Annotated in this window: 11 protein-coding genes and 2 pseudogenes; 9 read left to right on the forward strand and 4 right to left on the reverse strand. The window is 69.9% G+C overall.

The annotated features are described in order from the left end of the window. Positions 1 to 128: 128 nt before the first annotated feature. A pseudogene (locus tag ABFY07_RS43280) lies at positions 129 to 296 on the forward strand (NF041680 family putative transposase); the annotation flags it as partial. A 256-nt stretch (positions 297 to 552) separates the two neighbouring features. Here ABFY07_RS43280 and ABFY07_RS34025 read toward each other — a convergent pair. Then, positions 553 to 1800 (reverse strand): serine hydrolase domain-containing protein, encoded by a 1248-nt coding sequence (locus ABFY07_RS34025; RefSeq protein ID WP_346178190.1) that lies wholly within the window; start codon positions 1798 to 1800, stop codon positions 553 to 555. Positions 1801 to 2157: 357 nt separating this feature from the next. Here ABFY07_RS34025 and ABFY07_RS34030 point away from each other — a divergent pair, with 357 nt between their 5' ends. The 3 genes from ABFY07_RS34030 (at position 2158) to ABFY07_RS34040 (ending at position 3343) form a co-directional block, all read left to right on the forward strand. Then, a complete protein-coding gene (locus tag ABFY07_RS34030; RefSeq protein ID WP_346178191.1) occupies positions 2158 to 2583 on the forward strand; it encodes an IS5 family transposase in 426 nt (141 codons plus the stop codon). An 8-nt stretch (positions 2584 to 2591) separates the two neighbouring features. After that, entirely contained in the window at positions 2592 to 2822 is a 231-nt protein-coding gene (locus ABFY07_RS34035; protein WP_346178192.1) for a hypothetical protein, read from the forward strand. A 113-nt stretch (positions 2823 to 2935) separates the two neighbouring features. Next, positions 2936 to 3343, forward strand: coding sequence for a hypothetical protein (locus tag ABFY07_RS34040; protein WP_346178193.1), 408 nt, complete (start codon positions 2936 to 2938; stop codon positions 3341 to 3343). Between the two features lie 278 nt (positions 3344 to 3621). Here ABFY07_RS34040 and cutA read toward each other — a convergent pair. The 3 genes and pseudogenes from cutA to ABFY07_RS34055 all read right to left on the reverse strand — a co-directional run bounded on the left by cutA (position 3622) and on the right by ABFY07_RS34055 (position 7358). Then, positions 3622 to 3955: pseudogene (gene cutA, locus ABFY07_RS34045) on the reverse strand (divalent-cation tolerance protein CutA). 263 nt (positions 3956 to 4218) lie between these two features. Beyond that, positions 4219 to 5133, reverse strand: a complete 915-nt coding sequence (locus ABFY07_RS34050; protein ID WP_346178194.1) for a LysR family transcriptional regulator — start codon at positions 5131 to 5133, stop codon at positions 4219 to 4221. 272 nt (positions 5134 to 5405) lie between these two features. Then, positions 5406 to 7358, reverse strand: a complete 1953-nt coding sequence (locus tag ABFY07_RS34055) for a cellulase family glycosylhydrolase (protein WP_346178195.1) — start codon at positions 7356 to 7358, stop codon at positions 5406 to 5408. A 443-nt stretch (positions 7359 to 7801) separates the two neighbouring features. Here ABFY07_RS34055 and ABFY07_RS34060 point away from each other — a divergent pair, with 443 nt between their 5' ends. Genes ABFY07_RS34060 through ABFY07_RS34080 form a run of 5 tightly spaced genes read left to right on the forward strand, consistent with a single transcriptional unit; the run spans position 7802 to position 13533 of the window. Next, positions 7802 to 9481, forward strand: coding sequence for an ABC transporter substrate-binding protein (locus ABFY07_RS34060; RefSeq protein WP_346178196.1), 1680 nt, complete (start codon positions 7802 to 7804; stop codon positions 9479 to 9481). 11 nt (positions 9482 to 9492) lie between these two features. Further along, positions 9493 to 10476, forward strand: a complete 984-nt coding sequence (locus tag ABFY07_RS34065) for an ABC transporter permease (RefSeq protein ID WP_346178197.1) — start codon at positions 9493 to 9495, stop codon at positions 10474 to 10476. Next, positions 10473 to 11381, forward strand: coding sequence for an ABC transporter permease (locus tag ABFY07_RS34070; RefSeq protein WP_346178198.1), 909 nt, complete (start codon positions 10473 to 10475; stop codon positions 11379 to 11381). The genes ABFY07_RS34065 and ABFY07_RS34070 overlap by 4 nt, the downstream gene beginning before the upstream one ends. After that, entirely contained in the window at positions 11378 to 12457 is a 1080-nt protein-coding gene (locus ABFY07_RS34075; protein WP_346178199.1) for an ABC transporter ATP-binding protein, read from the forward strand. Before ABFY07_RS34070 ends, ABFY07_RS34075 begins: the two co-directional genes overlap by 4 nt. Beyond that, positions 12454 to 13533, forward strand: a complete 1080-nt coding sequence (locus ABFY07_RS34080; protein ID WP_346178200.1) for an ABC transporter ATP-binding protein — start codon at positions 12454 to 12456, stop codon at positions 13531 to 13533. Before ABFY07_RS34075 ends, ABFY07_RS34080 begins: the two co-directional genes overlap by 4 nt. Positions 13534 to 13646: the final 113 nt, after the last annotated feature.

The following is a 13646-nucleotide window of genomic DNA, read 5'->3' on the forward strand; positions in this document are numbered from 1 at the left end:
CGACTCGTACAACGCGACCGCGTCCGCCTTGAACTCCGGCGGATAGTGCTTCATGACCACGGGACATCCGTTCTCCTGGACTCAAGATCCAAGTCTCTCGGGTGTCCAAGATCCAGGGTCAAGCCCCGAACCTCCGCCCGAACCTGTCTTGTCCGGCCCATGCGCCGAAACCCAACCGGCCCGGCCCCGGCAGACCCCTTGGCCCGAAGAACCGGTACCCCGCCACCCGCTACGACGTGGGCAAAACCGTCAGACGACCCGAGACTATCGCTGAACGTGACCAGGTCAGATTATAAAGAACAAGTTGAGAGCGTGTTTCGAAAGCGCTGGTCACAGCCATTCGTTGATGGCCGCGACCAGCACGGTCGCCTCATAGCGGACGGCGAGCTTGTCGTACCTCGTCGCCACCGCGAAGAATGGCCGCATCACGGCCTGCCGATTCCCGGGGCCTCAGCAGGCCGAGTGACCTGCGACGTTACAGGCCAAGCTCAGGAAGAGGGAGCTCAGACCTCGCAGTGCAGCTACCTGGAAGTCACGCAGCTGGCTCCGGGGCTACTGGTGCCGTGGGAGAGCCTGTGCCTTCTGCGCCGAAAGACTCTTGTAGACGGTACCGGCGAGGTCGGGCAGCGTGTCCCCTTCGCCAACGGCGCTGTTGACAGCAATGGCGATGATCATGCCAGTCTTCGGGAAGTACATGTGCAGCACCCGGTTTCCATAAGTGGCCCCCTCATAGGCCCAGACCGTCCCGGCCACAGGATGGACGAACTTCACGACACCGAGCCCGAAACCCATGGGATCGTCGGCCGTGACGCTCTTGATGGGCTTACTCGTCTTCGTCGAGACCAGGGACTCCAGCTCGCGCTGCTGCGCTGAGGGCAGCAGTCGACCGCTGTACAGCGCCCTGTCCCAAGCCGTCATGTCTCGCAGTGAACTCACCAGGCCACCCGCCCCCTGCGCCCAGGACAGGCGGAGCCGAGGAAGTGACTTGTTGAGATGCTTCGGCAGGACGGAATGGGTGGAGTACGGCGTCGGCATGCGCGAGGCCGTGTCCGGAGGGCAGTCCGGGGGGAGGCAGGTGTCGTTCATTCCGAGAGGTTCGATGAGGCGCTCGGCGAGCCGCTCATGGTAAGTATCGTGCGACGCTCGTTCGACAATCATCTGCGCGAGGAGGTAGTTCGTATTCGAGTACTCGTACTTCGCGGGACCCAGTGGCAGGCCCTCCACATAGGACATCAGGCGCTCCAGTGTGAAGCGCGTGGAGGGATTGGCGTCGAAATCCTTCAGGAACGCATTCTGCTCGGTGTAGCTGGGGATGCCGCTGGTCATCGACAGCAGTTGCTTGATGGTGACATCGCGCCACGCCGGATACTGGGGAAGCCACTTTCCCAGCTTGTCCCGTATGGACAGCTTTCCTTCGGCCTCCAGTTGAAGCAGCAGCACGGACGTGAACGCCTTGGTGTTGCTGCCTATCTGCCACAGCGCCTTGCTGTTCACCGGTCGACCACCGCCGTAGCGGGACGTCCCCGCATCGACCGAGATATCAGGTCGCTGATTGGCATAGGTCACCCGAAGGGAGACCGCTGAGAAATGATCCTTGGTGCCCTGAGCGTCCAGATATTTCTCGAGGTCACTTCGCAGTGACGCGGTGGCACTGCGAACGGATGGCTCCACCACTGCGTGCGCGACGGCCGGCCCACTTCCCGACACCATCATCCCCGAAACAATCGCTGCGGTGACCGTCGCCAGGGCCGCGAGGCGCTTCCCTTGCTGACCACCCCGCCGACGAAGCCTGTACCTCATTGTCGCTATTCCTCCATCGAAATTGAACAGAACTGGGAACGACGATCACGCTACGCAGTGGAGGCACGGCAGGTAATGGGGGTAACCCCCGCTTGGTAGTGGTGCTGATCCCCTGAGTGAGGCCGAGTACAGCTTCGAAGGCAGCCATCTGCCCGTCGGAAGAGGAGAGAGCGCGACGCTCATTGACTCAACACTGAGGTGCAACAACTGACTGCTCAGAAGACATAGAGCCCTTTAGTTCTGGTGGATCTCGTGTTTAGGGAACCTCCCTATGCGATTGCCAAGCCGCGGACGCGGCTGGTTGTGCGGCTCGGGGCGTTTTTCAGAAGTGGATCTTGATGTGTCAAGATCCACTTCATGGGGAGGCGCGATCTGACGAATGCGCAGTGGGCGAAGCTGGAGCCCCTGCTCCCTGCTGGGAAGAAGCCCGGACGACCGCCGGTACACACCAAGCGGCAGCTGATAGACGGCACACGCTGGCGCGCCCGCGCCGGTGCTCCGTGGCGGGACGTGCCCGAGCGGTACGGCCCATGGGGGACGGTGTACGGACTGTTCCGCCGTTGGCAGCGGGACGGCACCTGGCACCGCATCTTCGAGCAACTGCAGGCCCGGGCCGATGCCGAGGGGCTGATCACCTGGGATGTCTCGGTGGACTCCACCATCGCCCGCGCCCACCAGCATGCGGCCGGTGCCCGCAAAAAGGGGATCTGCAGATCGAGCCGCCCGGTGGTCTGTTCACCGAGCCGGACGACCACGGTCTCGGACGCTCCCGGGGTGGGCTGACCACCAAGTTGCACCTGGCGGTCGAGCAGGCCCAGAAGCCGATGTCGCTGATGATCACGGCCGGACAGCGCGGTGACTCCCTGCAGTTCCAGGTGGTCCTGGGCCGTATCCGGGTGCCTCGGCTCGGGCCGGGCCGTCCGCGTACCCGGCCGGACAAGGTTCGCGCCGACAAGGCGTACGGCTCCCGCGCGAACCGCGCCTACCTGCTGGAAACGGTGCTGGCACCGTATGAGTCATGAGAGCAGAAGGAACGACACCGGAACCGGAAACCTCTATGCAGAGTGGGCTCACATCTCTGGGTGAGGTGGCGTGCCGTTATCAGGCGGATGAGATACGCCCGGAGGATCTGCCGATGATCGCTGCTGAGGCGCTCGCAGCCGGACTGGACACCCCGACAATGTGCGAGCTCGCCGGTTGGCCTCGCAACGCGGATGCCCGCGATATTCGGGACGCGTTCGAGCAAGCGCTTGCCGAGTCGAGGATCGGGTTGCCGGGTCGGGGCCTGGCACGGCGCCACGCTCTGCGTCGGATGGCGGCGAGGCTCATCGATGGAGAGATAACTCCCGCTGACCTGGCGACGGACGACTGGTGGGAGACGGAGGTCGAGACCGCGGCGGAGCAATCGTTCGTGGCGCTGATCCCGCAATGCGATTGCTGCATCGAGTACACGTTGGGGCTTGACCAGCAGGGGTGGGCGGCCCAGCTGCGGAACGCTGCCCTCGCCCTGACGTCGTCTCCGCCGATCGGCCCCGGATGCTGACTCTGCCTCGCGTCCTCATCCTCAGCAAATCTCACCCGCTACGACGACACCCACGCACGGGACAAGAGCCTCTACCTCTCGTGGCTCGCTGACTCCTACCTTGCCGCTGGAGAGATCGAGCAGGCTACGGCCATCACGGGCCGCGTTCTGGAACTCTCGGCCGGAGTGGCCTCCGTCCGCCCACGCCAGCGTCTCACCCCGATCCTCCAACAGCTCAGTGCCCACTGCGAGCTTCCGGCCGTGGCCGAAGGTCTGGAGAAGGCCAGGACCGGAGGGGGTCAGCTCGCAGGGGCCGGATCAGTGGCCCGCTCTACCCACCGCAGGTAGGCATCCGAAGCCGCGACGATCGGCACAGCCGACACCTCAGGATTCTTCCAAGGGTGATGCTCCATGAGGTGCGCCTCAAGCTCGGCGTAACGGTCGGCACGGGTTTTGAACAAGAGCTGCCACTCTTCCCCCGTACCGAACTCACCCTGATGCCAGAAGACGGAGACCACCGGCCCGACGATCTGCGCACCGGCCGCTAGCCGAGCCGTCACCACCGACCCCCGCCAGTTGCTCGGCTTCCTCGCGGGTCTCCGTCGCCGTCGCCACCTGAAGGAAATCAGTCATGCCGAGAGCCTAGCTCTGAGCCATCGGACGCCACTCCCGAGCAGGCGATCGGGATTGATCACCAACACTTCCGACCGCAAATCGGCGGGGCATTGCTCAGTCCCGAGCCATACCCCGCCTCCACAGCCGCCCTCACCTGCGCCATCTCGCCTCCCACGGCCACCTGCCGGGAGGCCGCGCCATCCCGAACCCTCCGGAGAAAACAACTGAACGGGAGCGGGCATGTGCAGGAGCGGGTTTGCTGAGGGCCCGGCCTGCTCGCCTCAGGGAAGGCCGTCCCGGGTCAGCCCGGCCGCCGCGTCGAGGAGGGCGTCGACGAAGTCGCGGACGGCCGGGCGGTGGTCGTCCGGCCGCCAGGCGAGCGCCAGCCGGCTCGGCGAGAGGCCGCCGACCGGGAGGGTGACCACGCCCGGCCGCCGGTAGATCGCGGCGTTGCCCGCGGCCAGCAGCACCACCCCGCTGCCCTCCTCGACGGCCTCGAAGGTCTCGTCCGCGTTGGAGACGACCGAGCCGATACGGACCGGGTGCCCTGCCCGCTCCTCCAGGGCCAGCCAGAAGTCGCGCAGCGGACCGGCGCTCTCCGGGAGGGCGAGGAACGGCTCGTCGAGGAGTTCGGAGAAGGACACCTCGGCGCGCCCGGCCAGCCGGTGCCCGGCGGGCAGCGCGACCCAGCGCGGCTCGGTCGCCACCACCCGCACGCTCAGGTCCTCCTGTCCGGGGACCGGCAGCCACACCAGGGCCAGGTCCGCCTCGCCGCCGCCCGCGAGGCCCGCCGTGGGGTCCTCCCAGTCGACCTGCCGCACCCGGATCCGCCAGTGCGGGCGCCGCTCGGCGAAGCGGGCCCGGGCCGCCGGCAGCAGGCCGCGGCCCACGCTGCTGGAGACGCCCACAGTCAGCACGGCCGCTTCCGCGGCCGCCGCCTCGCCGACCGCCCGCCGCGCCTCGTCCCAGACCCGGACCAGCTCGCGGGCCCTGGGCAACAGGGCCCGGCCGGGGGCGGTGAGGGCGACCGTCCGGCGGTCGCGGTCGAAGAGCCTGACCCGCAGCAGCTCCTCCAGCCGGCGGATCTGCTTGCTGAGCGCCGGCTGCGAGACGAACATCCGCTCGGCGGCGCGGGTGAAGTTGAGTTCTTCGGCGACGGCGAGGAAGTACCGCAGGTCGCGCACATGAGCGTCCATAGCCGATCGTTATCACACCGGCCGTCCCGGCCCCCGGGCACCCGCTGCCGCGCCGGGCACCCGCTGCCGCGCCGGACGGCCGCTCCCCGGCGGCCAGGGGCCCGGCCACCCGGCCCCCGGCCACCCGGCGGCCCAGGGGCCCGGGGGCCCGCGACCCGGCGGCTCGGCCACCCGGCGGCCCGGGGGCCCGCGACCCGGCGGCTCGGCCACCCGGCGGCTCGGCCACCCGGCGGCCCGCTGACCCGCGACCCGGTGCCCCGGGGGGCCGCCGCTCAGCGCTCCAGCCGCAGCACCCGCACCCCGTACGGCGCGAGCACCACCGTGTCCGCAGGGGAGCCGTCCAGGGTGGTGAGCCGGCCGTCGGCCACCGCCGGCTCGACCGACAGCTCCTCGGCGGCCTGGCTGACCAGCCAGACGAAGACCCGCCCGTTCTCGTGGACCAGGCGGTCCACGGCGACCCGGGGGTCCGGGACGGTGACCGGGCGGCGGACCCCGGCGTGCGCGGCGAGGGCGTCGTACAGGGTGGTGGTCGCCTCGGGGTTTACCCGGGGGGTGACGGCCGCCATGTGCTCGATCGGATAGGTGCAGAAGACCACGCCGCCCTCGCCGATCTCGCGCAGCAGCAGCGCGGGGCGGCCGCGCCCGTCGACCGCGAGGACCTGGGCGCCGTCGGGCTCGACGGGGAGGAACACCCGGCTGTTCTCGGTGCCCGCCGCGCGGAAGGTGAGCCTCGCGCCCTCGGGGAGGGTGCCGAAGGCGCGGGTGAGGATGAAGGTCACCTCGTCGTCCTCGACCGGGTCGACCAGGCCGTACTCCAGCTGGTGGCGGACGCCGAACAGCTCGTTGAGGTGGGCGTACCAGGGGCCGCGCTGCTCGTCGTGGGCGCCGGGGGAGTACGAGACGTAGACCGTGGCGCCCTCCCGGGCCCGGCGCTCCAGCTCGTACCAGGTGGGGGAGAGGAGCTGTTTGGTGGAGGGCACCAGCCACAGCCGTACGTCCGCGGACAGCGCGCCGTCGCTCTCGCGCACCACCGCCGCCGGGGCGTCGGCGAGCCGGGCGGCCACCCAGGCCTGGCGGCCGGTCTGCTGGACGTAGGAGCGGTCCTCGGCGCGGGTGAAGGGGTAGAGGGTGTCCAGGTAGGAGGAGACGAGCAGGGCCGTGTCGGCGTCGGCGCGGTGGCAGCGGGGGAAGTCCACCGCGCGCAGCACCTCGCTGAAGGCGCGCAGTTCGAGCAGTTGCGGCTTGGGGGTGCCCGCGGTGTCGGTGAGGCCGAAGTGCATCTCGAAGGCGTGGTGGTGGTACGGGCGCTGCTCGCTGAGGTTGTCGTAGTCGGTGTTGTTCCAGGCGATCCAGCCGGTGGCCCCGGCCAGCAGGCTGTTGTGCAGGGTCTGCCGGTAGTAGCGGGCGGCGCCGGGGCCCGAGGCGAAGTCGGAGCTGACGCCGAACTCCTCCAGCACCACGGGCCGGCCGAAGGTGCCGGTCAGCTCGCACACCCAGGCGGCCGCGTAGTGCTGCCGGACCGCGTCGTCCTCCATGCGGTAGACGTGCGGGCCGAGGAAGTCGCACAGGTCGGCGGTGTCCCGGACCCGGAAGCCGTTGTCGTGGCCGGAGTTCTCCAGGCCCCAGGCGCCGTCGCCGAGCGAGACGGGCTGGGTGCCGCCCCCGGCCCGGACCGCGTCCACGACGATCTGGGCCCAGGCCGCGACCGCCTCGCGCTCGGCGGGCCCGGCGCCGGACCGCTCGCCGGGCCGGCGGCCGTAGATCGGCATCTCGTTGGAGACCAGCCAGCCGGCCACCGCGGGATGCCCGGCGAAGCGGCGCACCGTCTCGCGGGCGAACCACGCCTGGCGGGACACCAGCCACACATCGCTGTACAGATCGCGGTCGCCGCGCCAGGACGGGTCCCAGTTCTCGCCGGACATGTGGCCGACGAGGAAGGTGGGGACGGTGGTCATGCCGAGCGCCCGGTGGCGGTCGAGGAAGTCGGCGAAGCGCGCGCACAGCTCCTCGTCGAGGCGGTCGGGGGCGGGCATGAAGTCCGGCCAGTAGAAGAACGACCGGGTCATGTTGAGCCCGTGGTCCCGCAGCACGCGCAGCTCGGCCTCGACCACGTCCGGGTCGTACGAGCGCCACATCAGCGGGCCGCCGGTGCGTGACCAGTAGTTGGCGCCGAGCCAGATGACCGGATGGTCGCCGACGGTGAGCCGTGCGGACGTGCGCTGCATCTGCGAACTCTCCCTCAGGCAGGGGGTGTCAGGGATGCGGCCCGTTGCGGACGGGCGGTGCCGCGCAGCAAGCAGTGAACGGCTTTACCGGTTTAGTGTCAACCCTCCGGACAGGGTCCGTACGCATGGTGGAGCGCGGAACGGGATCGGCAAAATCCGGCTCTACAGCACGGTTTCCCGCCGGGACCTGGGTGTTCGACGATTCGACTAGTCCGGTTCAGCGAGGGAGCCGCGTCGCTCCTATTGACACCCTCTTCCGGGCCCCCTTAATTTCACGGCGCCGGTGGTGCGCGGACCGCCGCCCGGCGCCCGTCCTTCTCATCCCGCACGGCTCACGCCATTCGGCTCATGCCATACGGCTCATCCCGCACGGCTCGAACCCGCACGGCTCATGCCACACGGCTCATCCCGCACGGCTCGAACCCGCACAGCGAGGGGAACCCATGATCACGAGGACAACGGCCGGTCCGCGCCGCGCGCTCGCCGCCGGGGCCGCGCTCGCGCTCACCGCCACGCTCGCCGCCTGCGGCGGGGGCGAGAACAACAACGCCGGCGGGGGCGGGGTGCTGACCGTGGCCACGGGCTCCACGGGCAATTTCGTCCGGAACTTCAACCCCTTCGCCCCGCAGCCCCTCCAGGCCACCCACGGAATGATCTACGAGCCGCTGTTCCACCTGAACGCGGCGAAGGCTGGCGAGATCGAGCCCTGGCTGGCCACCAAGTACACCTGGTCGGACGGGGGCAGGAAGCTCCGGGTCACGGTGCGCTCCAACGCGACCTGGAACGACAAGAAGCCCTTCACGGCCGAGGACGTCGCCTGGACCTTCCAGATGGCGAAGGACGACAAGGCGCTCAACCAGTACGCCCTCCCCATCGCCTCCGCGAGCACCGAGGGCAAGTACACGGCGGTGATCACCTTCACCAAGTCCGCCTACACCAAGGAGTACTTCATCCTCGGCAAGATGAAAATGCTCCCCAAGCACATCTGGTCGAAGATCCCCGACAAGGAGCGGGCGACCACCCTCAACACCAACCCGGTGGGCACCGGCCCGTGGAAGGTGAAGTCCGTCAAGGGCATGACCATGGATCTCGTGGCCCGGGACGACTATTACTTCAAGGGGCTTCCGCACTTCAAGGTCCTGCGCTACCGGTCCTTCACCGGAAACAGCGGCGTCACCGCCGCGGTCACCTCCGGACAGATCGACTGGGGCGGCGGTTTCATCCCCGACATCAAGAAGAACTACCTCGCCAAGGACAAGAACTTCGAACTCGTCAACATCCCCCTGGCGACCACGTTCTTCGTGCCCAACGCCCAGCGCGGCCCGACGGCCGACGTCAACGTCCGCAAGGCGATCAGCGCCGCCCTCGACCGCGAGTTCATGAACCGGAGCGTGTACGACGGCCAGGCACCCGTCGCCAACCCCATGGCGCTGCTGCTCCCCAACTACGAGTCGGTGCTCGACCCGTCCCTGAAGGACGCCGTGATCGAGACCGGCCAGGACAGGGTCGACAAGTACCTGACCGACTCCGGGTACACCAGGTCGGGCGGCATGTGGCGGAAGGACGGCAAGAAGCTGTCCGTGAGCGTCGAGCTGGTCTCCGGCTGGACCGACTACGTCAGCGTCGCCCAGCTGGCCAAGCAGCAGCTCAAGAAGGCCGGCATCGAACTGGTCGTCAAGGCCGAGTCGTACGCCCAGTGGACCAACAACCGCGCCCGCGGCCAGTTCCAGATGCTGCTGGACAACAGCGGCTACACCCCGGACCCGCGCGCCTATTACGCCCAGCTGCTGGACAGCTCCATTCCGCCGAAGATCGGCGAATCCACCAACGTCGGCAATTTCGGACGCTATTCCAACCCGGTCATGGACAAGGCCCTGGACGAGATCGCCGCCAGCAAGGACCTGGCGAAGCAGAAGCGCTGGTACTACCGGATCCAGCGGGAGTTCATCAAGGACATGCCGGCCATCCCGCTCTTCTACGGCCAGAACGAGCAGGAGTTCAACGGCAACCGCGTCACCGGATATCCCACCGAGGACAACCTCTACGCGGCCCCCTCCATCTGGCTCGACCCCGACGGCGGCTGGGTGGCCGCCCGTATCAAGCCCGCGAAATCCGGTCAGTAGGGCGCGGCAGCGTGCGGTACGTACTGCGAAAACTCGGCTTCTACGCCGTCGCCGCCTGGATGGCCGTCACCGTCAACTTCTTCCTGCCCCGGCTCATCCCCGGCGACCCGGTGCAGCTGATGATGGCCCGGATGTCGCAGTCCGGGCCCGTCGAACCGGGCCAGGAAGAGGCCCTGGCCGCCATGCTGGGCCTGAGCCACGGCAACCTCCTGACCCAGTACGCCGACTACCTGTCCTCCGTGGTCCACCTGGACTTCGGCCTCTCCGTCACCTACTTCCCCAGCCCCGTCACCGACGTGCTGCACGACGCCCTGCCCTGGACCCTCGTCCTCGTCGGCGCCGCCACCCTCATCAGCTTCGTGCTCGGCCTGACCCTGGGCACCCTCGCCGGCTGGCGGCGCGGCAGCTGGCTGGACTCCCTCGTCCCCTCCACCACCTTCCTGGCCGCCATCCCCTACTTCTGGCTCGCGCTGCTGCTCCTCTACCTCTTCGGCCAGGTCTGGGGGGTGCTGCCGCTGGGCGGCGGCTACGACGAGACCCTGGACATCGGGCTGAACGGCGACTTCCTCTCCTCCGCCCTCGAACACGCGGTGCTGCCCGCCGCCACCATCGTGCTCAGCTCGGTCGGCGGCTGGATGCTCGGCATGCGCAACATGATGGTCTCCACCCTCGCCGAGGACTACGTCACCGCCGCCGAGGCCAAGGGGCTGCGCCCGCGCACCGTCATGGTCGGCTACGCCGCCCGCAACGCCGTCCTGCCGTCCGTCGCCGGCTTCGCCATCTCGCTCGGCTTCATCGTCAGCGGCTCGCTCGTGATGGAGATCGTCTTCTCGTACCCCGGCATGGGCTTCACCCTGCTCCAGGCCGTCGAGAACACCGACTACCCCCTGATGCAGGCGGTCTTCCTCGTCATCACCTTCGCCGTGCTGGCCGCCAACTTCCTGGTGGACCTGGTGTACGGCTTCGTCGACCCCCGGACCAGGCAGGCCCGATGACCGCCACCCTCCCCACCGCTACCCCGGCCGCCCCCGAACGCGCCGCCGGCCGCGGCCTGCTGCGCCTGGCGCTGCGCTCCCGCCGGCTGGCCCTCGGCCTCGGCGTCCTCGCGGTCTTCGCGCTGACCGCGGTGATCGGCCCCTGGCTCGCAAGCGACCCCGACGCCGTCAGCGTCGACCTGGGCCAGGCCCCCTCCGGGGCCCACTGGCTCGGCACCACCCAGACCGGCCAGGACGTCTTCGCCCAGCTCGTCGTCTCCGCCCGCGGCACCCTGGTGATCGGCGCCGCGGCCGCCGTCATCGCCACGGTCGTCTCCGTCGTCATCGGCATCGGCGGCGGCTTCCTCGGCGGCGTCGCCGACGAGACGCTCTCCCTCGTCAGCAACGTCTTCCTGGTCATCCCCGGGCTGCCGCTGGTCATCGTGGTCGCGGCGTACGTCAAGGGCGACGGGGTCCTCTCAACCGTCCTCGTCATCGCCCTGACCAGCTGGGCCGCTTCCGCCCGGGTGCTGCGCGCCCAGACCCTCTCGCTGCGCGGCCGCGACTACGTGCTGGCCGCGCGCGTCTACGGGGAGAAGCGGTGGCGGATCGTACTCGTGGAGATCCTGCCCAACGAACTGGCCATCATCGTGTCCCAGTTCATCCACGCCGTGATCTTCGCCGTGCTCACCCAGGCCGGCCTGGCCTTCCTCGGCCTCGCCGACCCCGCCTACCTCACCTGGGGGACGATGCTCTACTTCGCCCAGAACGCGGAGGCCCTGACCGGCGGCGCCTGGTGGTGGTTCGTCCCGCCGGGGCTGTGCATCGCCCTCCTCGGCACCGCCCTGTCCCTCGTCAGCTTCGGCCTCGACGAGGTCCTGGACCCCAGGCTGCGCACCCGCCGGCCCCGGAAGGGAGCGCGATGAACGACAGCGCGACGCATCACAGCGCGACCAAGAACAGCACGGTGAACGACATGGTGCTGCGCGCCGAGCACATCGACGTCGCCTACGAGGGATACGGCGGGGCCCGCCCCACCCGGGCCGTCCGCGACGTCGGCTTCGAGCTGCGCCGCGGCGAACTGCTGGGCATCGCGGGCGAGTCGGGCTGTGGCAAGTCCACCCTCGCCTACGCAGTCGCCCGCTGTCTGCAGCCCCCCGCCCGCCTCACCGCCGGCTCCGTGACCTTCCACGGCCGCGACGGCGGCGAGACCGACCTGCTCGCGCTGGAGGGCGAGGCGCTGCGCGCCTTCCGCTGGAACAAGCTGTCCATCGTCTTCCAGAGCGCGATGAACGCCCTCAACCCGGTGACCCGCGTCGGCCGGCAGTTCGACGACATCTTCCGCGCGCACCGGCCGGGCATGTCCGGCCCCGAGCGCCAGGAGCGCGCCCGCGCCCTGCTCGACATGGTCGGCATCGACCCCGCCCGGATCCGCGCCTATCCCCACGAGCTGTCCGGCGGCATGCGCCAGCGCGTCGTCATCGCCATGGCGCTCGCCCTGGAACCCGAGGTCGTCATCATGGACGAGCCGACGACCGCCCTCGACGTGGTCGTACAGCGGGAGATCCTCGACGAGGTGGAGCGGCTGCGCGAGGAGCTCGGCTTCAGCGTCGTCTTCATCACCCACGACCTGTCCCTGCTGCTGGAGATCAGCGACCGGCTGGCGGTGATGTACGCGGGCGGCATCGTCGAGTACGGGCCCTGTGAGCGCATCGCGGCCGGCGCAGGCCACCCCTACACCCAGGGTCTGCTGCGCTCCTTCCCCGAGCTGACCGGCGAGCGCCGCGCGCTGCGCGGCATCCCCGGCTCGCCTCCCGACCTGCGCGGGGAGCTGACCGGGTGCCCCTTCGCGGACCGCTGCGAGCGGGCCTTCGAGCCCTGCCGCACGGTCGCCCCCCGGCCGGTCCCGCTGCCCGGCGGGGGCTACGCGGCCTGCCATCTGCACGACCCGGACCACATCGCCGCGGCGGCGGGGCCGCTCCATGAAGGGAGCCAGTCGTGACCGCACTGGACGTCACCGGGCTCACCGTCGACTTCCCGCAGCCCGGCGGGCGGCCCTTCCGGGCCGTCGACCGGGTCTCCTTCTCGCTGCGCGCGGGCCGCACCCTGGCGCTGGTGGGGGAGAGCGGCAGCGGCAAGTCGACCGTCGTACGGGCCCTGTCCCGGCTGGTGAAGCCCACCGAGGGGGAGATCAGGCTCGGCGGGGCGCGCCGCACGCGCGGCGCGGACTACCGGCGCGCGGTCCAGATGGTCTTCCAGGACCCCTTCGCCTCCCTCAACCCGGCCCACACCATCGGCCACCATCTGCACCGGCCGCTGCTCGTCAACGGCAAGGCGCGGCGCGGGGCCGACGTACAGCGGAAGGCCGAGGAACTGCTGCGGTCGGTGAACCTCACGCCCCCGGCCGACGTGGCCCGCAAGCGGCCGCACGAGCTGTCCGGCGGCCAGCGGCAGCGGGTGGCCATCGCCCGGGCGCTCGCGCCGGGCCCGCAGGTGCTGCTGGCCGACGAGCCGGTGTCGATGCTGGACGTCTCGATCCGGCTGGAGATCCTGGGCCTGCTGGACCGGCTCAAGGACGAGCGGGGTCTGGCCCTGCTGTATGTGACCCACGACCTGGCCACCGCGCGCCACTTCTCCTCGGAGGTGATGGTGATGTACCGGGGGGAGATCGTCGAGCGCGGCCCCAGCGACGAGGTGATCCTCGCTCCCCGGCACCCCTACACCCGACTGCTCGCCTCGGCCGCGACCGGGTCCGGGGTGAGCCGCGAGGAGGCCCGCGCGGCGCGGGCGGCCCGGCTGGCGGCGCGGGCGCGGCGGGACGCCGAGCGGCGGGAGATCGTGGTCGGCGACGGCTGCCGGTTCCGGCCGCGCTGCCCGCTGGCCGTGGACGCCTGCGCCCGGCGGCCCCCGGAGGCCGAGGTGGGCCCCGGGCACCGGGCCCTGTGCTGGCTGCCCGGCGGTGCCGGCGCCGGCACCGCCGGGTCCGCCGCCGAGGGCACCGCCGGGGGCACCGCGGAGGGCACCGCCGGGTCCAGCGGTGCGTCCAGCGGCGGCGCGGAACGGCACGGGCGCGGCTGACAGCGTTGTCGGCGGTCCCGGACCGAGTTGTGCGTAGTTTGTCCGGACAACAGAACTTCACGACTTCCCGTCATGTGCTCATCCGGCTACGCTCGCCCCGTGGCAAAGCAGGA

The sequence above is a fragment of the Streptomyces sparsogenes subsp. cuspidosporus genome, assembly GCF_039532705.1.
GTDB classification, from domain to species: Bacteria; Actinomycetota; Actinomycetes; order Streptomycetales; family Streptomycetaceae; genus Streptomyces; species Streptomyces sparsogenes.

Excerpts from the sequence above, each read along its gene's own strand:
- ABFY07_RS34025 (WP_346178190.1), bottom strand. The coding sequence starts at position 1,800 with ATGAGGTACAGGCTTCGTCGGCGGGGTGGTCAGCAAGGGAAGCGCCTC.
- ABFY07_RS34070 (WP_346178198.1), top strand. The coding sequence starts at position 10,473 with ATGACCGCCACCCTCCCCACCGCTACCCCGGCCGCCCCCGAACGCGCC.
- ABFY07_RS34030 (WP_346178191.1), top strand. The coding sequence starts at position 2,158 with ATGGGGAGGCGCGATCTGACGAATGCGCAGTGGGCGAAGCTGGAGCCC.
- ABFY07_RS34040 (WP_346178193.1), top strand. The coding sequence starts at position 2,936 with ATGATCGCTGCTGAGGCGCTCGCAGCCGGACTGGACACCCCGACAATG.
- ABFY07_RS34050 (WP_346178194.1), bottom strand. The coding sequence starts at position 5,133 with ATGGACGCTCATGTGCGCGACCTGCGGTACTTCCTCGCCGTCGCCGAA.
- ABFY07_RS34055 (WP_346178195.1), bottom strand. The coding sequence starts at position 7,358 with ATGCAGCGCACGTCCGCACGGCTCACCGTCGGCGACCATCCGGTCATC.
- ABFY07_RS34060 (WP_346178196.1), top strand. The coding sequence starts at position 7,802 with ATGATCACGAGGACAACGGCCGGTCCGCGCCGCGCGCTCGCCGCCGGG.
- ABFY07_RS34075 (WP_346178199.1), top strand. The coding sequence starts at position 11,378 with ATGAACGACAGCGCGACGCATCACAGCGCGACCAAGAACAGCACGGTG.